At 37.3% G+C, this 22,193-nt stretch carries 25 protein-coding genes and 1 tRNA gene; 16 read left to right on the top strand and 10 right to left on the bottom strand.

The genetic code is table 11. The features are described from left to right. Positions 1–296 precede the first annotated feature (296 nt). Positions 297–452, top strand: a complete 156-nt coding sequence (locus tag D0817_RS25675; protein ID WP_161568430.1) for a hypothetical protein — start codon at positions 297–299, stop codon at positions 450–452. After that, positions 436–1,959 (top strand): recombinase family protein, encoded by a 1,524-nt coding sequence (locus tag D0817_RS11860; protein ID WP_127338582.1) that lies wholly within the window; start codon positions 436–438, stop codon positions 1,957–1,959. The genes D0817_RS25675 and D0817_RS11860 overlap by 17 nt, the downstream gene beginning before the upstream one ends. Here D0817_RS11860 and D0817_RS11855 read toward each other — a convergent pair. Continuing rightward, positions 1,950–2,024: transfer RNA gene (locus D0817_RS11855), tRNA-Val, on the bottom strand. The genes D0817_RS11860 and D0817_RS11855 overlap by 10 nt on opposite strands. Positions 2,025–2,202: 178 nt before the next feature. Next, the gene (locus D0817_RS11850) at positions 2,203–3,429 is read right to left on the bottom strand and encodes a bifunctional folylpolyglutamate synthase/dihydrofolate synthase (protein WP_127338581.1); all 1,227 of its coding nucleotides are present in this window, start codon (positions 3,427–3,429) and stop codon (positions 2,203–2,205) included. Between the two features lie 130 nt (positions 3,430–3,559). Between D0817_RS11850 and D0817_RS11845 the strand changes: the two genes are divergently transcribed. Both D0817_RS11845 and D0817_RS11840 read left to right on the top strand, forming a co-directional pair. After that, complete coding sequence (locus tag D0817_RS11845) at positions 3,560–4,255, top strand: MotA/TolQ/ExbB proton channel family protein (protein WP_127338580.1); 696 nt, start codon at positions 3,560–3,562, stop codon at positions 4,253–4,255. Positions 4,256–4,258: 3 nt separating this feature from the next. Next, on the top strand, positions 4,259–4,654 hold the full coding sequence (locus D0817_RS11840; protein ID WP_127338579.1) for an ExbD/TolR family protein: 396 nt from the start codon (positions 4,259–4,261) through the stop codon (positions 4,652–4,654). Between the two features lie 405 nt (positions 4,655–5,059). Here the strand turns inward: D0817_RS11840 and D0817_RS11835 are convergent, their stop codons facing one another. The 3 genes from D0817_RS11835 to D0817_RS11825 form a co-directional block, all read right to left on the bottom strand. Beyond that, complete coding sequence (locus D0817_RS11835; RefSeq protein WP_127338578.1) at positions 5,060–5,959, bottom strand: energy transducer TonB; 900 nt, start codon at positions 5,957–5,959, stop codon at positions 5,060–5,062. A 576-nt stretch (positions 5,960–6,535) separates the two neighbouring features. Beyond that, complete coding sequence (locus D0817_RS11830) at positions 6,536–7,762, bottom strand: Glu/Leu/Phe/Val dehydrogenase dimerization domain-containing protein (RefSeq protein ID WP_127338577.1); 1,227 nt, start codon at positions 7,760–7,762, stop codon at positions 6,536–6,538. Positions 7,763–7,906: 144 nt separating this feature from the next. Beyond that, complete coding sequence (locus D0817_RS11825) at positions 7,907–8,482, bottom strand: chalcone isomerase family protein (protein ID WP_127338576.1); 576 nt, start codon at positions 8,480–8,482, stop codon at positions 7,907–7,909. A 437-nt stretch (positions 8,483–8,919) separates the two neighbouring features. On the opposite strand from D0817_RS11825, the gene D0817_RS11820 reads away from it, so the two are divergent. The 12 genes from D0817_RS11820 to D0817_RS11765 all read left to right on the top strand — a co-directional run bounded on the left by D0817_RS11820 (position 8,920) and on the right by D0817_RS11765 (position 17,710). Then, positions 8,920–10,062: an acyl-CoA dehydrogenase gene (locus tag D0817_RS11820; RefSeq protein ID WP_072960457.1), complete on the top strand. Its 1,143-nt coding sequence runs from the start codon at positions 8,920–8,922 to the stop codon at positions 10,060–10,062. A 108-nt stretch (positions 10,063–10,170) separates the two neighbouring features. Then, positions 10,171–10,848: a Crp/Fnr family transcriptional regulator gene (locus D0817_RS11815; RefSeq protein ID WP_127338575.1), complete on the top strand. Its 678-nt coding sequence runs from the start codon at positions 10,171–10,173 to the stop codon at positions 10,846–10,848. 92 nt (positions 10,849–10,940) lie between these two features. Beyond that, positions 10,941–11,537, top strand: coding sequence for a peroxiredoxin-like family protein (locus D0817_RS11810; RefSeq protein ID WP_127338574.1), 597 nt, complete (start codon positions 10,941–10,943; stop codon positions 11,535–11,537). Between the two features lie 7 nt (positions 11,538–11,544). Beyond that, positions 11,545–12,003: a YHS domain-containing (seleno)protein gene (locus tag D0817_RS11805; RefSeq protein ID WP_127338573.1), complete on the top strand. Its 459-nt coding sequence runs from the start codon at positions 11,545–11,547 to the stop codon at positions 12,001–12,003. A 6-nt stretch (positions 12,004–12,009) separates the two neighbouring features. After that, complete coding sequence (locus tag D0817_RS11800; RefSeq protein WP_127338572.1) at positions 12,010–12,396, top strand: DoxX family protein; 387 nt, start codon at positions 12,010–12,012, stop codon at positions 12,394–12,396. A 2-nt stretch (positions 12,397–12,398) separates the two neighbouring features. Beyond that, entirely contained in the window at positions 12,399–12,887 is a 489-nt protein-coding gene (locus tag D0817_RS11795) for a DinB family protein (RefSeq protein ID WP_127338571.1), read from the top strand. Beyond that, positions 12,875–13,585, top strand: a complete 711-nt coding sequence (locus tag D0817_RS11790) for an NRDE family protein (protein WP_127338570.1) — start codon at positions 12,875–12,877, stop codon at positions 13,583–13,585. Before D0817_RS11795 ends, D0817_RS11790 begins: the two co-directional genes overlap by 13 nt. An 11-nt stretch (positions 13,586–13,596) precedes the next feature. Further along, positions 13,597–14,631 (top strand): ATP-grasp domain-containing protein, encoded by a 1,035-nt coding sequence (locus D0817_RS11785; RefSeq protein WP_127338569.1) that lies wholly within the window; start codon positions 13,597–13,599, stop codon positions 14,629–14,631. 2 nt (positions 14,632–14,633) lie between these two features. Then, a complete protein-coding gene (locus tag D0817_RS11780; RefSeq protein WP_127338568.1) occupies positions 14,634–15,293 on the top strand; it encodes a hypothetical protein in 660 nt (219 codons plus the stop codon). Between the two features lie 23 nt (positions 15,294–15,316). After that, on the top strand, positions 15,317–16,294 hold the full coding sequence (locus D0817_RS11775) for a M20/M25/M40 family metallo-hydrolase (protein WP_127338567.1): 978 nt from the start codon (positions 15,317–15,319) through the stop codon (positions 16,292–16,294). 35 nt (positions 16,295–16,329) lie between these two features. Then, positions 16,330–17,007: an SDR family NAD(P)-dependent oxidoreductase gene (locus D0817_RS11770; protein ID WP_127338566.1), complete on the top strand. Its 678-nt coding sequence runs from the start codon at positions 16,330–16,332 to the stop codon at positions 17,005–17,007. A gap of 97 nt (positions 17,008–17,104) precedes the next feature. Beyond that, on the top strand, positions 17,105–17,710 hold the full coding sequence (locus D0817_RS11765) for a SprT-like domain-containing protein (RefSeq protein ID WP_127338565.1): 606 nt from the start codon (positions 17,105–17,107) through the stop codon (positions 17,708–17,710). A gap of 122 nt (positions 17,711–17,832) precedes the next feature. Here the strand turns inward: D0817_RS11765 and D0817_RS11760 are convergent, their stop codons facing one another. The 5 genes from D0817_RS11760 to D0817_RS11740 form a co-directional block, all read right to left on the bottom strand. Continuing rightward, a complete protein-coding gene (locus D0817_RS11760) occupies positions 17,833–18,594 on the bottom strand; it encodes an ABC transporter ATP-binding protein (protein ID WP_127338564.1) in 762 nt (253 codons plus the stop codon). Beyond that, positions 18,594–19,340: an MlaE family ABC transporter permease gene (locus D0817_RS11755; protein WP_127338563.1), complete on the bottom strand. Its 747-nt coding sequence runs from the start codon at positions 19,338–19,340 to the stop codon at positions 18,594–18,596. The genes D0817_RS11760 and D0817_RS11755 overlap by 1 nt, the downstream gene beginning before the upstream one ends. A gap of 80 nt (positions 19,341–19,420) precedes the next feature. Next, on the bottom strand, positions 19,421–20,269 hold the full coding sequence (locus D0817_RS11750; RefSeq protein ID WP_127338562.1) for a glycosyltransferase family 2 protein: 849 nt from the start codon (positions 20,267–20,269) through the stop codon (positions 19,421–19,423). Between the two features lie 101 nt (positions 20,270–20,370). Beyond that, positions 20,371–20,892 (bottom strand): class I SAM-dependent methyltransferase, encoded by a 522-nt coding sequence (locus tag D0817_RS11745; RefSeq protein ID WP_127338561.1) that lies wholly within the window; start codon positions 20,890–20,892, stop codon positions 20,371–20,373. Positions 20,893–21,036: 144 nt separating this feature from the next. Then, positions 21,037–22,095: a 3-oxoacyl-ACP synthase III family protein gene (locus D0817_RS11740; protein WP_127338560.1), complete on the bottom strand. Its 1,059-nt coding sequence runs from the start codon at positions 22,093–22,095 to the stop codon at positions 21,037–21,039. Between the last annotated feature and the right edge of the window lie 98 nt (positions 22,096–22,193).

Here is a 22,193-nt window from a genome sequence, read left to right as displayed (position 1 = left end):
TTTTTAATACTTAATTCACCACAAAACCTGGTGGTCAATTTGCTCCGGAATTAGGTGGTCAGTTTGCTCCGGAACGGGTGGTCAATTTACTCCGGAATTAGGTGGTCAAATTGACCGGTTTTTCCAGAGTGTCTTTATTTAGTAAAAAAACAGTTTTAAAAATTGGCTTTAATAAGCCATGTTACGACAAACACTTCCTTTTAGTACTATCAGCGAGAAAACAATAAATCTATTTTATAAATTCAGGAATGCTATTACAAATATTTAAAAACTATATTAAAGTAAGGAGGTGAAAAATGGATAATTTAGAAAAGCAAACAACTGAAAAAGAAGAAATTATATCAAAAATTTATGATGAGATAGAAAGAGAAAAAGAAGAAAAATTTGTAAATTTATTGGTTGAAATTATTGTATCAATTACATTAAAACAAGTTTATGAAGAGAGCGATTAGATATTTGAGATTTAGTCAATTGGGACAAAGTAATGGTTCAATTGAAAGGCAAGAATTATATACCGATCAATATATACAACATCACAATATACAATTGGTGGATACCTTTATAGACAGGGGGAAAAGTGCCAAAACTTTTGATCGTCCTGACTTTATAAAATTACAAATTTTTATAGCCAAGCATTACAAATCCGTAGATTATTTACTTGTGGATCAGCTCGACCGTTTTAGTAGAGATGCAGGTGAAGCCATGAATATGGTTAAACAATTTCAAAAGAAATATAGTATACAAATTGTTAGTGTAACAGAAGGAATCACTTTCGATTATGATACTCCAGGAAGTTTTTTCAGAGCAGGTTTACAATTATTACTTGCTGAAGAAGATAATATCAATAGAAGTATAAAAGTTAGAGGTGGACTCTATACTGCCCGAGCAAAAGAGGGACGATTCTTGACAAGAGAAAAACCTTTTGGTTATAGGAAAGTTGGAGAAGGAAAAGAACGTCATCTTGAAATTAACGAAGAAGAAGCAAAAGTGGTACGCATTGTATATGATATGTTTCTTCGGGATCTGCCTTTGTATAAAATCAAGGAGAAAGCTTATGAATTGGGCTTTGATAGAAAAGGCAATATGGCTGTTGATCGCGTACTTGCCAATCCTGTTTATGCAGGGCTTGTCAGAGTTGAAGCGTTCAAAGATCTTCCAGGAGGACTTTTTCCTGCAATACACGAAGCTATTATAGATAAAAGCTCTTGGCAGATGGTACAAGGCAAAATGAAGAAAGAAGATAAAGTAAAAGTTGTCGTTGATGATGATATTCCACTTAGAGGTGTTTTAAAATGTCATTGTGGAGTTCCACTTACTGGTGCGCCGTCACGTGGTAAATCAGGTAAATACTTTTACTACTACAAATGCAAACATTCCAAACACAATAATATCAGTGCTATTAAAGCGCATGAGCAGTTTTTAAATGCTTGTGATCTTATGAGTATTTCTGAAACCAATATTAAAGGAATCAGAAATAGTTGTTATTCTACGATTGAACTTGAAATGAAAGTTAATAAGAAAAAAGCAGTCGAGAAAAAGCACGAACTAGATGAAGTGCAACAAAAACTGAATACAGTTGAAGAAAAGTGGTTTAAAGATGAAATAAACAAAGACACTTATGATCGATGGTATCCAGTTTACAGTGGTCAAATTTTAAATCTCGAAGCGGCTATTGAAAGGCTTAGCGCTAATCAGGGGAAAATTTTCGAAGTTTTAGATACCAATCTAGATATGTTATCCGATATGCGATACGTTTATACAAAGTCTGATACTTTACAGAAAAGAGAATTTGTAAATATGGTGTTCAATAAGAACTTGTACTATGAAAACGGTATCTATCGAACACCTACAATGATGGATATGTTATCCCATAATGCCAATAAAATGGAGGAAAAGGGATATCTTATATACCAAAAAAAGAGGGATACTTTTTCAAGTATCCCTCAAAGTGGGCGATGAGGGGTTCGAACCCCCGACCCCCTCGGTGTAAACGAGGTGCTCTGAACCAGCTGAGCTAATCGCCCTATTTTACTAGGTTGCTATCGTTTGTGATTGCGAGTGCAAATATACGCTAGTTTTTGAGTTCTGCAAAGAAAACGCCGTAAAAATTTAAACTTTTTTCAGGAATGTTTCTATCTCGCTGGTGTTGAATTTATTATAAAGCATAAAATTTTCAACTTTCTGCAGGGATTTGGCCTTCGTTTAATTCAAAGGCAATTCGGCTACAACAAAAGTGCTTCCGCCCACATAAATAAAATCATTTGGGCCCGCATTTTTCTTTGCTTCTAGGAAAGCAGCGTCAACAGAATTGTATTGTTCTCCTTGTAAATCGTATTTTTTGGCCGCATTTTGCAAAATTTCGGTACTCAGACCTCTCGAAGAATCCGGTCGGCAAAAATAGTATGTTGCCTTTTTCGGAAAAAGGGGCAGGATAGCATCCAGTTCTTTGTCGTTGACAACACCCAAAACAATATGCAGGTTGTCAAAAGTTTCTTTCTTAATCTGATTCATCACGACGGTAAGTCCGTGTTGGTTGTGCGCCGTGTCGCAAATTATTTTCGGATTTTCGCCCAATTGTTGCCATCTTCCCTGTAAGCCGGTATTTTTCACCGTATGGAGTAAGCCGCTTTTTAAATGTTCAATCGAAACTTTAAAATCAGTTTGTGAGTTTAACACCACAACAACCTGCTGAACGGTTTTTTTATTTTGAAACTGATAATCGCCAAGCAAATCAGACGGAAAAACGCCTGAGATTAAATCGGCAGCAAAATAAATTGGGGCATTGTTTTCTTTGGCTTTCGCTAAAAATACCGCTTCTGTTTCTTCCGTATACTCTCCAATGACAACAGGAACATTCGGTTTGATAATTCCGGCTTTTTCCCCTGCAATTGCCGTAGTGGTGTTGCCTAAAAACTGGGTGTGGTCGAGATCGATATTCGTGATAACAGAAACTAAAGGCGTGATAATATTGGTAGCGTCCAGACGTCCGCCCAGACCTACTTCTATAATGGCGATATCTGTTTTTTCGGAAGAAAAATAATCGAAAGCCAGACCAACTGACATTTCGAAAAAGCTCATGTCATTCGACTCGAAAAAAGCTTTGTGTTTAGCAACGAATTCACAGACAAAATCTTCTGAGATTTCAATACCATTTATTTTAATTCGTTCCCTGAAATCTTTGAGATGCGGTGACGTGTATAATCCGACTTTGTATCCCGATTCCTGCAGAACCGAAGCCAGCATATGAGAGGTTGAACCTTTTCCGTTAGTTCCGGCCACATGTATGCATTTTAGATGCTGCTCCGGATGGCCGAGATGTTCCGCCAAAAGCCTGATGTTGGTTAAGTCTTCTTTGTACGCCGAAGCACCCTGAAGCTGATACATGGGCAATTGGTTAAACATCCAATCTGTGGTCTCTTGATAGTTCATTTTATTTGATAAAGTAGTGTTGAATTGAAATAATTTCCCTTTTTTTTAGTTTAATACTACAATGAAAATTATCTTTAGTGCAAAATTGAAATATTTTTTAGAATTAATTATTAAAAACACGAATTAAAATATGTTTACCTTCCTTCAATTACAAGCAGATACTCTCGCAAACGCCGCATCTAACGTAGTAGTCGAAAAAATTGCTCCAAATACCGAAATCTCTGTTTTAGGATTTATCTTAAAAGGAGGTTTTTTTCTAATCCCGATTGCCCTTTTATTATTTTATACTTTTTATGTGATCATAGAACGTTATTTATACATCAGCAAAGCGTCTAAAATTGATGGCAGACTGATGCAGGACGTAGGCGATAAGCTGAATTCAGGAAATATTGAACTGGCCAGAACCATCGTGGAAAGAAGCAATACCGCTGCCGGAAATATCCTCAAAGAAGGCGTTTTAGTCATAGGAAGGCCAATTGCTGAAATCGAATCCAACATGGACCGTGCTGCTGATATTGAAATTGGTGAAATGGAAAGACGTCTGGGGCATCTTGGTCTTATTGCCGGTATCGCACCAACGTTAGGATTTATCGGAACTATTTCGGGGGTTATTAAGATTTTCTACAGCATTTCGGTTACGGAGAATATCAGTATTGGTAATATCTCAGGAGGTTTATATGAGAAAATGATCAGTTCAGGATCCGGATTAATTGTGGGTATTATTGCATATAGTGCCTATCACTTACTGAACGGAAAAATTGATGATTTTGCCTTAAAAATTCAAAAGCAAATATTAGAATTTGTCAATATAATTCAAAGAGCATAAGGTATGTCTATTAAAAGAAAAAGAAGATTTCATGCCGAGGTAGCGACTTCGTCGTTAAGTGATATTATGTTTTTCCTGCTGTTGTTTTTCTTAATTATCTCAACGCTGGCAAATCCTAATGTGATCAAGATGACTTTGCCGAAAGCCAAAGCCAATGAAAAAACAAATAAACAGCTGATCAGTCTGTCTGTGACGGAAGATAAAAAGTTTTACATCGACAAGGAACCGGTAGATTTTGAAAACCTGGAGACTTCGTTAATGTCAAAAATCGGTGACAACAAAGAGCAAACGGTTGTAGTCAGAATTCCGTTTAATTTGCAGGTTCAGGATTTAGTAGATGTGCTGCAGATAGGAGTGAAGAACAATCTGAAATTTGTGATTGCTACAAGTCCGAAGTAAGATTGATCAGTAGGGCGTAACCACAATAAAAAAATGGGCGAATCAGCATGATGTTGATTCGCCCATTTTTTTATTGCGGTCGGGCTATCCGCGCTACTTCGGTAGCCAGCTCCTATCCCTCACGCAAAAAAATAACACAATCTGTCATCGGAGGAACGAAGCAATCTTAATTATGAAATTGTAGCACAATTTTGTCATTTCGAGCGAAGGGAGAAATCTTCGCCAGTAACTCCGTAAAGAAAATCCAATCTTTGTCGAGCTTCTTGCAAAGATTTACTTCGTCTGTTGAGTCTCCTTGCGTCGAGGTGACAGGACAAAATAGAAAAGGCTTTCTAAGATATCAGAAAGCCTTTTCTATTTATATTATGATCCCAACTATTCGTGTAAATTCGTGAAATCCGTGTTTTAATCCAGACTAAAATTATAAATAATCTTACCAACCTGTTTTGCCGTTCCATTATCATCGGGAGACCATTTGGTATTCAGGGCAGCAATTTTAGCCTGATCTAACAAGCATCTTGCTGTGTTGGTTGTTCCTTTTATTCCCGGAGTTGCGCTCATCGTTTTTCCGGTTTGGTCCACTGTAACTTCAACTACAACTTTTCCTTGTTCGTTACACGTATATTTTGGTGCAGGTTTAGACAATGCTTTTCGGTTTCCGAGGGAATAACCTGATCCGCCACCGGAACCTCCGCCGCTTCCGGCTCCGTAACCGCTTCCGGTACCAACGCCATTTCCGGTTCCGTTACCGCCGCCTGTTCCTCCTCCGGATCCGCCACTTCCGTAGTAGCCGTTGGAGCCTAAGCTTCCGTTTGCTTTTCCTTTATTTCCGGCCGCTTTATCATCACCGTCCCCTCCTTTGTTGGATCCTTTTAAAATGCTTGATAGGGCATCATTGGTAGAATTGGAAACTTTTGGTTTCTCCGGTACAGGTTTGGTTACGGGTTTTTCAACCGGGGTATTTTTTTTGGGTTTTTCTTTTACGGGAATAACGACACTTTCTTCTGTTGTCGTATTTTCCTGGGTGATAATGGCTTCCTCTGGTGTTGCTTTTGCTGGTGTCTGCTTCGCTTCGTTTTTTACATTCAGTACCTCGCTTTTATAATTGGCTCCTGATCCGACATCACTGTCCCCGAAATTTATGGTCACGCCGCCACCGCCGCCACCTGCTGCAAGTGCTGCATTGTTTTCCGGATTGTAAGGAGGCCAGAAACGAATAAAAAACAACAATAGTAAAATTACTGCATAGATTACAGTCGAGATTAATAATGATTTCTTTTTATCGGAAGAACTGGCTGAGCTCATTGTGATTCTGGATTTTGGAATTGTATTAATAAAAACGTTTAAAAGTAGTAAAAATTGTTTAGAATCAAATTGGTGTGGGGGATTTAACCGCAAAGGGCGCTAGGTACTACGCAAAAGTTCGCGAGGTTTTTTTTATCGTTTGAATTTTTTTTGTCTCGCAGATTTTGCAGATTGAGCAGATCTATTCTAAAATTATTTTTTTTTAAAAAATCTGCTTAATCTGCAAAATCTGCGGGAAAAATTATTCGTAAAGTTCGCTAAGCTTTTTTATTTAATCACGCAAAGACGCAGAGTCGCAAAGTTTTTTATTTTAAGTTTTTAAACTTGGCTTCTTAGCGCCTTTGCGAGAAATATTCAATCACTTTCATCTGGTGATTTTTTTTGTCTCGCAGATCTGGCAGATTAAGCGGATCTGTTCTAAAATTATTTAGGAAAAAAGAAAATCTGCTCAATCTGCAAAATCTGCGAGAGAAATTTATCCCAGCTTGAAAAAAAACTTATAAATCCTGAAAATCTGTGGCAAAAAAAAACGAGCCAGGAATAATCTGGCTCGTTTAGAATAAAGTATAAAGAAAATTATACTAACTGTTTAAGTGCAATTTCAAAAGCCGTTGCGCTGATATTTGTTTTTGACCCATTTAAGGCATGTGCTTTTACAATGGCATTTTTTATAATTTCTGAAGTATCATTAAAAATAGCCTCATCTGTCATTTGAACTTTTTTCTCCATGAAATAAGCAAATACCCTCGCCATTCCGCAGTTTGAAATGAAATCAGGAATCAAACTCACTTTACTGTCCACTTCTTCCATAATAGAACCGAAGAAAATTTCTTTATCAGCAAAAGGAACATTCGCTCCGCAGGAGATAACTTCCAGTCCGTTTTGAATTAAACTGTCAATCTGAGTTTGGGTTACCAGTCTTGAAGCAGCACAAGGCGTGAAGATTTCAGCACCGATTGTCCAGATTTTAGAATTGATTTCATCAAACGGGATCATAGCATCGGTAACCAGTTTGTTTCCGTCTTTATTCAAAAACAACGTTCTGATTTCTTCAAAAGAAAACCCTTCTTCTTTGATCAGTCCACCGTCACGGTCAATAATTCCGATTACTTTTGCACCCATTTCAGCTAGGTAAAATGCAGCGGCTGAACCTACATTTCCGAAACCCTGTACGATTGCTTTTTTGCCTTTTACATCACCACCATAAGTTGCATAAAAATGACGAACAGCTTCAGCAACGCCATAACCTGTAATCATATCGGCTACTGTATATTTGCGGGTAACATCAGGTGAGAATTTCGGGTCTTCGATTACTTTGATAACACCCTGACGTAATTGTCCAATTCGATTGATTTTATCGGCTTCAGTAGGCTTAAAGTGTCCGTTGAAAACACCTTCCTGCGGATGCCATACCCCACATTCTTCGGTCATTGGGATTACTTCGTGAATTTCATCAACATTCAAATCCCCGCCGGTTCCGTAGTAACTTTTTAATAAAGGCGAAACGGCTTTGTACCAGCGTTGTAAAACTCCCTTTTTACGCGGGTCATTCGGATCAAAATTAATTCCGGATTTAGCACCACCAATTGCAGGACCAGAAACGGAAAACTTAACTTCCATAGTTTTTGCCAGAGACAGAACTTCATTCATATCGAGGCCTTTTCTCATTCTTGTTCCTCCACCTGCGGCTCCTCCACGAAGTGAATTAATTACTGTCCAACCTTCTGCTTCTGTTTCAGAATCTTTCCAGTTAAAAACAATTTCAGGTTCCTTATTTTCAAATTGCTGTAATAAATCTTTCATTTTGTTGTGATATGTTTATTTTGCGTAAAAGTATAAAATAGAATAATGCGAATAATGTATTTGACATCAATTTTATTTAAACCCAAAAATAAAGCCGGAAAACGTTATCGTTTCCGGCTTCAGCTATATTGTAAGGAGAAAATTTTATTTCCCCAATAAGTTTTCCTTTAAGGTCTGATCAACCGGCTTATCTGAAAGCCAGATGCCGAACAATGCTTTTTTGAAATCAAATCCGGGGATTTTTCCTTTCAAAACTTCATTTTTGTAAACATTGATAGTCTGGTCAAAAGGATTATAGGCTAAAACAAATACATCTTTTTCGGTAATAGGATCGCTTAATAATTTTTTGAAATCCTCAATTCTTGGTCGTAATTCCGCAAGATTGCTTCCTGCTGATTTTTCAAAACCCGTATTCATAGCCTTGGTCAGTTTATTGGAAGAAACCATAGAAGACGTGATTTCTATACGAACGGCCATTTCAGTATCGCTGTCAATAATAAATTGCGGATCCTGGCTTAACTGCGATAAATACAAAGCCTGTACATAAACTTCCAGCCACATTTTAGATCTTCCGCCGGCACCGTTAAGCTGTAAGGTTTTGTTTTGGAATTCAATTTTTCTTGGAACTGTAACGCCATTCACTTCTAATGTATTCTGTGCAGAAACAGTAGAAAATTGAAAACTTAAAAGGAGTGTAAATGCTAGTAAAATCTTTTTCATACGCTATCGATAATTTATTTTTTTTGGGCAAAAATAATGTAATTTATAATTTTTGACTATTTAAAGTTACTATTTTTTTTTTACTAAAACGTTTTTTTATATCAGTTACGTTATTCATAATCAAAATAGTAAGAGTTATTTTACGTACATATACGTGGTTTTTGCCTTTTTGGTTTTTTTGAGATTATAATAATTTAACATATTTTCAAACGACGGTTTTGATCCATAATTTTATTCTTAAATTTTACAGAAAACGTTGCAAAATTAATCTTCATCAGATTAATCTTCAACAGAATTACGAAAACGTTATCGTGATTGCTGATAATTTCTTAAAATGATATGCGCGCATTGTTAATTCGCATTTAAAAATTATCTTTGGAAGCCTTTATTCATGAAAAAAGGACTTCAAAAAAAACAAAACAACAAAAACAAAGAATATGGATTTCAATCTTACTGAAGAGCATTTAATGATTCAACAGGCCGCAAGAGATTTTGCTCAAAACGAATTGTTGCCAGGTGTTATCGAGCGTGACGAAAAGCAAATTTTTCCGACAGAGCAAGTAAAAAAAATGGGGCAGCTGGGCTTCATGGGGATGATGGTTGATCCGAAATACGGAGGAAGTGGCCTGGATGCTATTTCGTATGTAATCGCTATGGAAGAAATTTCAAAAGTAGATGCATCTGCTTCAGTAGTAATGTCGGTAAACAATTCATTGGTTTGCTGGGGATTACAGGAATTTGGTACAGAAGAACAAAAACAAAAATATTTACCGGGCCTGGCCTCAGGTGAAATTCACGGCGCTTTTTGCTTAAGCGAGCCGGAAGCAGGAAGTGATGCCACTTCGCAAAAAACTACTGCTGTTGATATGGGAGACCATTATATTGTAAATGGTACCAAAAACTGGATTACCAACGGAAACACGGCTTCTGTTTATTTAGTAATTGCTCAGACACATCCGGAGTTAAAACACAAAGGAATCAATGCGCTGATCATGACCAAAGATATGCCGGGATTCTCTATCGGACCAAAAGAACAAAAAATGGGAATCCGTGGTTCAGATACCCACTCCTTAATGTTTAGTGATGTAAAAGTTCCGAAAGAAAACAGAATCGGTGAGGACGGTTTCGGATTTAAATTTGCTATGAAAACTTTAGCGGGAGGCCGTATTGGTATTGCTTCTCAGGCTTTGGGAATTGCTTCGGGAGCTTACGAACTGGCTTTGAAATATTCGAAAGAACGTAAGGCTTTCGGAACAGAAATCTGCAATCATCAGGCCATTGCTTTTAAACTGGCCGATATGGCAGTGAATATCGAAGCGGCGCGTCATTTGTGTATGAAAGCGGCGTGGGATAAAGACCAGCATAAAAATTACGATGTAAGTGGTGCCATGGCTAAGTTATTTGCTTCGCAGGTAGCAATGGACACGGCTGTTGAAGCTGTTCAGATTCACGGTGGAAACGGTTATGTGAAAGAATACCATGTAGAACGTTTTATGCGTGACGCCAAGATTACACAGATTTACGAAGGAACTTCTGAAATTCAGAAAATTGTAATTTCAAGATCTGTTATCGCAGGATAATTTCTTCTAAAATAATTTCATAAAAACCCTTTTGAAGTTTCGCTTCAGGAGGGTTTTGTTTTTAAGATGAAAATTTAATTACTTTTACAGCAACTGAATTCGATTTTTATGTACGAAGATTTAAAATACTGGTATTTGCGCGATCACAAATTGTTCCGGACCCTGAGCTTCAGCCAGATCAAACAATTGTGTATTATAACAGGTTTTAAAAAAGCGTCGAAAGGAGAAATCATTTATTTCTCGTCTTCTGATGTACCCCGTATTTTCCTGCTTAAAAAAGGGAATATCAAAATTGTTGCCGTTGATGAAGACGGAAACGAAACTATAAAAGATATTATCCAGAAAGGGGATTTGTTTGGCGAACTCACGCTGGAAACCGATGATAAAGCCAACGAATATGCCAAAGTACTTTCTGATGATGTTGCGATCTGCAGTTTCCTAATGTCCGATTTTGAAGATTTATTACTTCGAAATCCGACACTCGCACTTTCGTATACGAAGTTTGTGGGGCTGAAAATGAAACGCATTAAAAACAGTTATGCCAATTTAATTTCTAAAGATGCCAAAACCAGATTGTATCAGTTCCTGAAAGACTGGGCAGAACAGGAAGGTATCAGAAACGGTAATTCGGTTGTGATTGAAAATTACCTGACCCAAAATGATATTGCCCAGATTATCTGTACTTCAAGGCAGACAGCAACCCAATTGCTGAATGAGATGGAAACCAATCATCTTTTAAGTTATACCCGAAAAGAGATTATTATACAGGATATCACCCAATTATAAACTATTTTGCCTCAAGTGTAAATTAGCCGACAAATTGTTTTTTCATACCACAGTAGTTTTACATCATCATAAAAGATGAAAAATTATACACTATGAAAAAAGCACTTTTTACTCTGTTTGCTGCCGCAAGTACTGTTGCAAATGCCCAAAATGCAGTCGCAAAAACGGCAACGGATATTGCTCCCTTATTAATAGGGGAAAAGATTCCCAATTCGACTTTAAAATCATCAGATAATGCAACTGTCAGTCTTTCTGAGCTGATCAGTAAGAAGAAAACCGTATTGGTTTTTTACCGTGGCGGATGGTGCCCTTATTGTAACCTGCATTTGTCTGCCCTGGCAGAAGCCGAAAAACAAATTCTTGACTTAGGCTATCAGATTGTTGCGGTAAGTCCGGACTCTCCCGAAAATTTGAAGGTCACAGCAGAAAAAGATAAAGTAAAATACACATTACTTTCCGATGCAGACGGCACCTTAATCAAAGAATTCGGGATCGCCTTTGAAGCTCCGGAAAACTATAAATCAGTTATTAACGTACATTCTAATGGAATGAACACGAGTTTTTTACCTGTGCCTTCTGTTTTTGTAGTAAATACGAGCGGTGACATTTTGTTCGAATACGTTTCGCCTGATTTTAAACAACGTATAAACGCTGACCTATTAGTTTCAGTATTAAAGACCTTAAAATAAAATCAAGATGAAAAAGTTAATTGTAGTACTATTTGTTTTAGTATCAGCGGCTGCATTTTCGCAAAACGATGCAAAAAGAATCACCCAGTATAATGTAGAAAATAAAGTGGCCATTCAGGGATATGACCCTGTGGCTTATTTTAAAGAAAACAAGGCTATAAAAGGTAAAAATGAGGTTACGGCTACTTATATGGGCATAACTTATAAATTTTCATCCGTGGCCAATAAGGAAGTTTTTTTGAAAAATCCTGCCGGCTTTGAACCGCAATATGGCGGCTGGTGTGCGTATGCCATGGGGAGTAACGCTGAAAAAGTGGAAATCAATCCGGAAACTTTCAAAATCACAGACGGGAAACTGTATTTGTTCTACAACGCCTATTTTAATAATACGCTGAAAAGCTGGAATAAAGACCAAGCCAATCTGAAGACGAAAGCGGATGTAAACTGGAAAAAGATATATAAATAAAAAGTCATGAAAACACCATTATTAAACTGGGTGCTAAAACTAACGGCTTCGGCAATTTTACTGCAGACTTTGTATTTTAAATTTACAGGCGCACCTGAAAGTATTTATATTTTTTCTACCTTAGGTGTAGAGCCTTACGGAAGAATCGGATCCGGAATTGCCGAACTGATTGTGGTGGTTTTACTTTTAATTCCACAAACAACCTGGCTCGGCGCTTTAGGCGGATGTGGTGTTATGACCGGCGCGGTTCTTTCGCATTTATTTGTGTTAGGGATTGAAGTTCAGGGTGACTCCGGACTGCTTTTTTCTCTGGCTGTAGTCACCTTACTCTGTTGCCTGCTATTACTTTACCGGAATAAAAATATAATTATGAATCTTTTAAAAACGAAATAATTATGCTGCTGAAATCAATAAACCACAGTTTAGACGAGTTAACAAATTTGTTAAACCAATTGTCCGATCAGTCGTATGCAAAACCCTGTCCGGCTTTAAGCGACTCCAGTATCGGCGAACATACCCGTCATATCCTTGAAATGTTTCAATGTCTTGAAAACAGCTATGAGCCGGGAGTTTTAAATTATGACAACAGAGAACGCAATAAACGCATTCAGACCGAAACCCAGTTTGCAAAACAATGTATCCTTGAGGTAAAAAAGGGTTTACAAAAAGAAAATAAACCGCTCTATTTAGAACAAATGATCGACGGGCTTACCTTTAGGATTCAAAGTAATTATTACAGGGAATTGCTTTATAACTTAGAACATTGTATTCATCACCAGGCATTGATAAAAGTGGCTGTTTTACAATTGGAGGATATTTTAGTGAATGAAAATTTTGGTGTGGCACGTTCCACCATAGAATATAGAAACCAATGTGTACAGTAAGTTTTGTAGTTCATAAGGAAACCGTGATTATCACTTCGAACCGTGATGAGAAGGTGATCCGCCCCAGCGCCCTTCCGCCGCGCAGTTATCACTGTAATGGTAAAAACCTGGTGTATCCGAAAGATCCAAAAGCCGGAGGAACCTGGTTTGTAGCTGATGCAGACGGAACTGTGTTGGTACTGCTGAATGGCGGTATCACCAAACATGAAGTTCGGTTTTCGTACAGAAGAAGCCGTGGGTTAATTGCCCTGGATATTGTTTCCAGCAACTCTCCAAAGGATTTTTGGGGAGCCATTAATCTGGAAGATATTGAGCCTTTTACACTGGTGCTGTATCAGGATGAAAAATTGTACGAACTGATCTGGGATGGCTTAACCAAAAGAAATACGATTTTAGATGAAACGAAAAATCATATCTGGTCGTCTGTAACCTTGTATCCGGAAGATGTCAGAAAGAAACGATCCCGCTGGTTTTTTGATTTTCTGAAAGATAAAAACGAAATTTCAGCTTCAGATATGCTCGGTTTTCACCGGAATACGGAAGGGGATGATTCTGAAAACGGGCTGATTATCAATCGGGAAAATACCTTGAAAACAGTAAGTATCACACAAGTTGTAACCGGACAGAATAAAAGGGCAATCGCCTATCATGACTTAGTTCTGGAACAGGAATTTTCGACAGCATTTATTAGTATTTAATATCATATAAGATGAAGCTATTTTTTCATAAAATCGCAAATTGGGAATATTGGCCGTTTCAGGTCGTGTATATTCCGATCTATTTTCTTTGGGCGTATTACGCCATCAAAGCGAGATCTATTTTTTTCTTTAATGCTTCCAATCCAAGAATTAAAAACGGGGGATTTATTATGGAAAGCAAAAAGCAGATTTATGATTTGATTCCGCGAAAATATTATCCCAAAACGATTCTCATCCCTAAAAATACGGATCTCAAAAAAATCGTTCAGCAGGTTATAGAGAAAGAAATTCATTTTCCATTAATTGCAAAACCGGATATTGGTTTGCGGGGTTCGGGAGTGAAAAAAATTCACACTGTTTCGGAGTTACAGCGTTATATGGAGAAAGCCAATTTCGATTTCCTGCTGCAGGATTTGATTCCTTACAAAAATGAAGTGGGTATATTTTACGTACGCCATCCCAATGAAATAGAGGGCAGGATTACAGGAATTGTCGCAAAGGAATTTCTGACGGTTGTGGGTGACGGGGCCTCCACAATTGAAGAATTAATTCATAAAACGCCAAGATTTCAATTACAGTTTGATGCCTTACAGGAAGAATACGGCGATTTGCTGCATAAAATTTTAGCAGCGGGAGAAGCATTCAATTTGGTTCCGTTTGGGAATCATGCCCGTGGTGCCAAATTTTTAGACGGAAGTCATTGGATTACCCCAAAACTTACCCAAACCATCAATGAGATTTGTGCGCAGATCCCGGAGTTTTACTTTGGAAGATTTGATATTATGTATGATTCTTTTGAAGAACTGGAAAGAGGGGAGCATTTTCAGATTGTCGAATTAAACGGGGCAGCTAGCGAACCGACCCATATCTATGATCCCAAACATTCTATCTGGTTTGCCTGGAAAGAACTGGCCCGGCACATTACGTATATGTACGAAATCAGTGTGGCCAATCATAAAAGGGGATTTCCTTATTTGGATTATAAAGCCGGAATGCAGGAATACCGTCTGCATCAGGTTCAGAACAGTAAAATTTTAAATTTTTAGGAATGCAGCAAAGAGCGCAAAATATAGCAGTTGGATTTCTGGTCAGCTTTATCGGCTCTGTTCCGTTGGGCTATCTCAATTTGGCCGGACTGGAAATTTATTCCCGATCCGGACTGCATCATTTAATTTTCTTTTTATTGGGAGTTGTCTTCGTAGAAACGTTTGTGATTTATTTTACACTGCTTTTTGCCAGACAACTGGTAAAAAATAAAAAGCTGATGAAAATTATCGATGGCTTCGCTGTTATATTTATGTTCATTTTGGCCTATTTTTTTTATTCAAATTCACACGGTACTTCAGGTGCGAATGGAAATCTGAAAGCCTATTTGATGTATTCTCCGTTTGTAATAGGCGTAATCCTGAACTGTTTTAATTTTTTGCAATTGCCATTCTGGACGAGCTGGAATTTATATTTAATTAATGCAAAGTATATTACGATTGAAAAAAAGTTAAAATATTATTATATTGCAGGAACTTTGGCAGGTATTTTTTCAGGAATGCTAAGTCTGATTGTACTTTTACAGACTATTTTTCATGAAAGAAATCCATTTTCAAAGTATGTAATGCCTGTATTCATTCCGTTGTTTTTTATTGTTATGGGAAGTATTCAGGTGTTTAAGGTGTATAAAAAATATTTTAAATCAACTGCTTTGGAATCGTAGCTTCTGAAGCTAAAATTCTATTCATGAAAAAATTATACTTTCTGCTTCCTTTTGTTTTATTAGCCTGTAAATCGAATAACTCAGCTGTAAGCGATACCTCTCCCAAATTAAATTCCCAACCTGTTGAGATTGCTTATCAAGTAGAACAGTCAAACGTTTCGGATTTTCTGAAATACCTTTCTTCAGATGAATTGGAAGGCCGCGAGACGGGAACCAAAGGAATTGAGAAAGCAGCTGAATTCCTGGAAAAATTTCTTAAGAAAAACAACGTAAAGCCTTATTTTAAAAGCTACCGCGACACGCTGACCAATTTTAAGTCACCAGCCTTCAATATTGTCGGGGTTATTGAAGGAAATGATCCGGAACTTAAAAAAGAATTTGTGGTGCTGAGTGCTCATTACGATCATATTGGTGTAGATAAAAAGAAAAAAGAGGACGTGATCAATAATGGGGCAAATGATGATGCTTCCGGAGTAACAGCCGTAGCCGAAATGGCGAAATATTTCAGCGAAACAAAATCGAACAAAAGAAGTATTCTTATTGTGTTTTTTGCCGGAGAAGAAAAAGGCCTGCTGGGGTCTAAAAGTTTAGTGGAAAAACTGAAGGTTCAAAACTTCAATTTATACGTGCAGCTTAACATCGAAATGGTCGGTGTACCCATGAAAGGGGATTATCTGGCGTACATTACAGGTTTTGATAAATCGAATATGGCCGAAAAAATAAATGAATATACCGGTAAAAAAACAATCGGATTTCTGCCAAAGGAAGCCGAATATAAATTGTTTTACAGATCGGATAATTATTCGTTTTACGAAGCTTTTAAAAAGCCCTGCCAGTCGATAAGCACTTTTGACTTTGAGAATTTCGAATTTTACCACCATCCTTCAGACGAATTCAAAGTGATGGACGTTCCGCACATGACTTCTTTTATACAAGAGTTTTTACCTGCCGTAACGCAGATTGCAAATTCTAAGACACAGGAAATTACAATGAAGAATTAACGGTTCTTTTTGAGCGTTTTGCTTATTTTTGCTTCATGAAAAATATTATTATAACAGGAACGAGCAGAGGCATCGGTTATGAATTGGCCCTGCAGTTTGCAAATGCCGGAAATAAGGTCCTGGCTATTTCAAGAAAAATACCTCAGGCGCTTTTAGAACATGAAAATGTAACCTGTCTGTCTGTCGATTTATCAAACGAATCAGAATTATATAAGATAGAAGATTTCCTTTCTTCTGCCTGGAAAAATGTAGATGCGGTAGTGCATAATGCAGGGGCTTTGCTTTTGAAACCTTTTGCAGAAACCACCCAGGCTGATTTTGAAAGTATTTACAAAGTCAATGTTTTTGCCGTGGCCAATCTTACCAGAATTTGCCTGCCTTATCTTCAGAAAGGAAGTCACGTGGTAACGATCAGTTCCATTGGCGGCGTGCGCGGAAGCCTGAAATTTGCCGGTTTAGCCGCTTACAGTTCCAGTAAAGGGGCTGTGATTACCCTAAGCGAATTATTGGCTGAAGAATACAAAGAGAAAGGGATTTCATTTAATGTTTTAGCATTGGGTTCTGTTCAGACCGAAATGCTTCAGGAAGCTTTCCCCGGCTATCAGGCACCGATTTCCGCAGAGGGAATGGCCACTTATATTTATGATTTTACGCTTAATGGGAATAAGTATTTTAATGGGAAAGTTTTGGAAGTCTCTTCAACGAACCCTTAACTAAATACCAATTTTAAAAATTTCAAATTCCAAATTCCAATTTCAGACAAAAAACTTTAACCTTTAACTTTTTACAAACAACTTTTAACTTCAAAAATTGAACGAAACTTTAGCAAGATATATACCGGAACATGCTGTAAAGCCTGTTTTTGATTTGATTGTGGCCAACCAGGTTCATCTGAAAATCGTAAATGAGCGCCAGACGCGTCATGGCGATTACAGAAGGGGACCTAGTGGCAAACATGAAATCACGGTAAATGCCAGTTTAAACAAATATCGTTTTTTGATTACGCTGATTCATGAAATTTCACATCTGGTAGCGTTTGAAAAGTTTGGAAGAAACATCAAGCCGCACGGAAATGAATGGAAACATACGTTCCAGCGAATGATGGTGCCTTTTATACGTCCGGAGATCTTTCCGGGCGGTTTATTGCCATTGTTGGCGAGACATTTTAAAAATCCATCTGCCAGTAGCGATACGGACACTACTTTGTCTCTCGCGTTAAAACAGTACGATGCGCAAAACGATAAAAGCTATGTTTTTGAGATCCCGTACGGAAGCGTTTTCAGAATTAAGAACGGTAAAATATTCAAGAAACTGGCCGTTCGCACGAAACGTTTCGAATGCATCGAATTAAGTTCAGGCAGAACTTATCTTTTTAATCCGAATGCTGAAGTGGAACTGATTAAAAATTCCAATTAAAGGCATAAAATTCCAATAAAAAAAATTCCAAATTCCAACTGTCTAAATTGGGATTTGGAATTTTTTTATTAGGATTTAAAGCTTGGAATTTGGAATTTTCAGTATTGTAATTTCAAAATATTCTATCCCTTCAAATACGCTTCTCTTACTTTTTTGAACAAATTAGAAGAGTATACAAATTTCACAATGTCTTTGTTATCTGTTCTGAAGATTTCTTCTTTGGTTCCCTGCCAGGCCTTTAGTCCTTTTTTCAGGAAAACAATATTTTCACCAATTTCCATTACTGAGTTCATATCGTGCGTATTGATTACGGTGGTGATATTGTATTCTTCGGTAATTTCCTTAATAAGGTTATCAATCAAAGTAGAAGTGTTTGGATCCAGACCGGAGTTAGGCTCATCACAAAACAGGTATTTTGGATTGTTTACGATAGCTCGCGCAATGGCCACACGTTTCTGCATACCACCTGAAATCTCCGAAGGTAATTTTTGATGAGCGTCTACTAAATTTACTCTTTCGAGGACAAAATCAACACGCTCCTTAATTTTTGCTTTATTGTCGTGGGTAAACATTCTTAACGGGAAAGCTACGTTTTCTGCAACAGTCATTGAATCGAATAGCGCGCTTCCCTGAAAAACCATTCCGATTTCAGTTCTTAATTCTCTTTTTTCATCGGGCTCCAATTCAGAATAAACACGTCCGTCAAACTCAATAGTGCCGGAGTCCGGTGTATGAATTCCCAATAATGTTTTTAACAAAACTGTTTTTCCGGATCCACTTTGTCCAATAATCAGGTTGGTTTTTCCAGTTTCAAAAACTGTCGAAACACCTTTTAAAACCTTACTGTCCGCAAATGATTTTTCTACGTTTTTTACTTCAATCATTATCCTAATAATAGTTGCGTTAATATATAATTGAAAAGAATAATACAAACCGATGTCCACACAAACGATACTGTACTTGCCTTACCCACTTCAAGGGCTCCACCTTTCATATAATAGCCATGAAAAGAAGGGATTGTCGCTAATAACATGGCGAAAATTAAAGTTTTGATAAAAGCATAGGTGATATGAAAAGGGATAAACTCCATCTGAGCTCCCTGAATAAAGTCCTGACTGGTTGAAAATCCGCCGTATGCACAAGCTAGCCATCCACCGAAAACACCCAAAAACATACTGATTCCGATGACGAAAGGATACATTAATAAGGCAATTATTTTTGGAAAAACAAGATAGTTCAGGGAATTAACACCCATAACTTCCAAAGCATCAATCTGTTCGGTAACACGCATGGTTCCGATACTCGAAGTGATGTAAGACCCCATTTTTCCAGCCATAATAACGGAAATAAAAGTAGGGGCAAACTCCAGGATTACCGACTGACGTGTGGCAAAACCAATTAAGTATTTTGGAATTAACGGATTAGTTAAATTTAGCGCCGTCTGAATGGCTACAACTCCTCCGATAAAGAAAGAGATAAAACAAACAATTCCCAGGGAGTCAATAATTAAATCGTCTATTTCTTTCAGGATTAGATTTTTCATGACAGGCCATTTGGTCTGTTTGTTGAAAATTTCCTTCAGCATTAAAAAATATCTTCCTATTTGGGATAAATAACGAATGAGCATCATAGTTTTTACAAATATTGGCTAAGGTAAAAAGAAGTTATGAGTTTTGGGTTATGAGTTAAGTATTTTCGGCCGTTTCGAGGTCAAATTAACTTTTCTTTCATTTTCTGCAAACGATAATTTCTAATAAATTTTGCCTGTTCCGGTGTAACTAATAAAGGTGTTTTGGCATTTTTGGCTTTCCAAAATCCTTTGATATAATCAAAAAAGAGAAATGGTTTTTTCTTCATCATCGCCAGTTTTGCTGAGGCAATTGCTGTAATCCAAAAACCGTAACCAAGAGTATAAAAGGCCTCTCCTTGTTTGTAACGGGCTGTTTTGTTGTAATTTGCCCCTGTTGGTTTAAGGTGTTTGACGTGCAAAGAAGTATCTGTCACTACTTTCCAGCCGTAATATTTACAAAGTAATTCGTCTACCGTGTCCCAGCCCATGGCAGGTTTTAAGCCTCCAATTTGCTGAAAAGTAGCTGCACGGTACGCTTTTAATGCACCGCGAATATGATCTTTATCGGTCAGGTTTTCTAAAACCCATTCGCCATTCTTTTCGATATAACAAAAACCTCCCGCCATTCCAATTTTCGGATCGGATTCAAAATGTCTGATTATGTTCTCAAAATAATTGGAAGGAAAAATTAAATCGCCATCTATTTTTACAATAATATCGTAGTTAGAATCCAGTGTTTCAAAACCTTTCTGAAAAGCCTGAATTACTTTGCTTCCGGGCATGTGAATGGCATCTGACGTTTTGTTGACAACAGAAATAAACGGATTTTCTTTAGCAAACCCCAATACAATTTCTTCTGTTTTATCAGTCGAATTGTCATTTACAACAACAACTTTTGCGGGTAAAACTGTTTGGGAAACCAAAGATTGTAAGGTCAGGCCAATTAAATCCTGCTCGTTGTGCGCGGGAATGACGATGTAATATCTCATAAATTTTTAAATTAAATCCCAGTTTTCTAAAATTCCAAATTCCAATTTGAACCATTAATTGGTAAAAATTGGAATTTGGAATTTATTTTTTGGAATTTGAATTATATTTTTTCAGCGTAAACAATATAGTATCTGTTTGTAAAACTTCTCAAAAGCGGACGAAGACCAAATTTTTTTACCGGATTGGTCCATTTTTGCCTGTCGATAATTTTCCAGCCTGTTTTTTCCAGAAGCCAGTCTAACTGCCAGTCTTCAAATTCGTGGTAATGCCTGTCCCACATATCTGTTTTACTGCGGTATGCCGGAGAAAACCAAAGGCGCATCGGAATTGAAATTAAAAGCTTGTCGGATTTGATTTCGGTTAAAATCGTGAATGGATTTAATAAATGCTCGAAAATTTCAAAAGCTGTTACGACAGTTGTTTTTTCAGTTTTAAAAACATCCTGGTTTAAATCTAAATCTTCTCCGGTAGTATTTTTTACTGAAAATCCGGCCTCTTTCATGATTTTGGAAAAAGGATTTTCTACTCCTAAATCTAAAATAGATTCTGAGGTGTTGATATGTTTTTGTAAAAATTCTAAAGTAAGTTTGAATCTTTTATTCGGAAACGTTTTTTCGTACATCTTATATTTTTTAACAGCAAAGGCGCAAATATACTAAAAAGTCCGCATTTTAAAATGCGGACTTTTTTTTAGTTTTCAGTCACGGTATTCAGTCACAGTTTTCAGTCCCAATATTCAGCCTGCTCAAACTGCGACTGCAAACTATTAATAGCGGTATACAAAAGCATTCACATTCATTCCTGCTCCGACAGAAGCAAAAATAACAACGTCACCTTTGTTGATTTCATGATTTTCCAATTTGCCCTGTATCAGCAAATCAAATAGCGTAGGTACTGTCGCGACGCTGCTGTTCCCTAAATCATGGATACTCATTGGCATAATATTTTCAGGCGGCGTCTTGTCGTATAATTTATAAAAACGGGCCACAATTGCCTCGTCCATTTTTTCGTTGGCCTGGTGAATCAGGATTTTCTTGACTTCTTCAATTCCGATTCCGCTTTTGTCAAGACATTCTTTCATAGCACATGGTACCTGACTTAAAGCAAACTCGTAAATTTTACGGCCATACATTTTGATGTATTTGATATCCGGATCCAAATCAGGATTGTATGATTTTCCGAAGTATAGGAAATTAGCTTCCTCGTTAGCGAAAGTAGCGCTTTCGTACGATAATAATCCTGCTTCATCATCAGAGGCTTCTAAAACCGAAGCACCTGCACCATCCGAATAAATCATGGAATCACGATCGTGATCATCAACAACTCTCGAAAGGGTTTCAGCGCCGATTACCAGAACTCTCTTTGCCATTCCGGATTTGATAAAGGCATTGGCCTGAAGGACACCTTCAATCCAGCCCGGACATCCGAAAAGAATATCGTAAGCGACACATTTAGGGTTTTTAATGTCCAGTTTATTTTTAACACGGGTTGCTAAACTCGGAAGAATATCGGTTTGATGTGTTCCGGATTTTACATCGCCAAAATTATGGGCGAAAATAATGTAATCTAAAGTTTCACGATCGATTTTAGCATTTTCAATTGCTCTTTCAGCAGCAAAATAGGCTAAATCTGAGGAAGTATGGTGGTCTTCGGCATAACGGCGATTTTCGATTCCGGTAATACCTTTAAATTTTTTAATTACAACTTCGTTAGGGTAAGCGAAAGCAGTTCCATCCTCATTCAAAAAAACATGATCCCCAAAATCAGTATTGCTTACTTCTTTATTTGGAATATAACTTCCTATGCCTATTATTTTTATTTTCATTATTCCTCGATTATCCGGTAAATTTATTGCTAAATTATAAATAAAATCATGATAAACATCATAAAAAATACTATGCATGCATATAATTATGAAATAAT

The sequence above is a fragment of the Flavobacterium cupreum genome (genome assembly GCF_003996965.1).
GTDB classification, from domain to species: Bacteria; Bacteroidota; Bacteroidia; order Flavobacteriales; family Flavobacteriaceae; genus Flavobacterium; species Flavobacterium cupreum.
The sequence above is the reverse complement of the archived record's forward strand: the minus strand, read 5'-3'. Positions and strand labels throughout refer to the sequence as shown.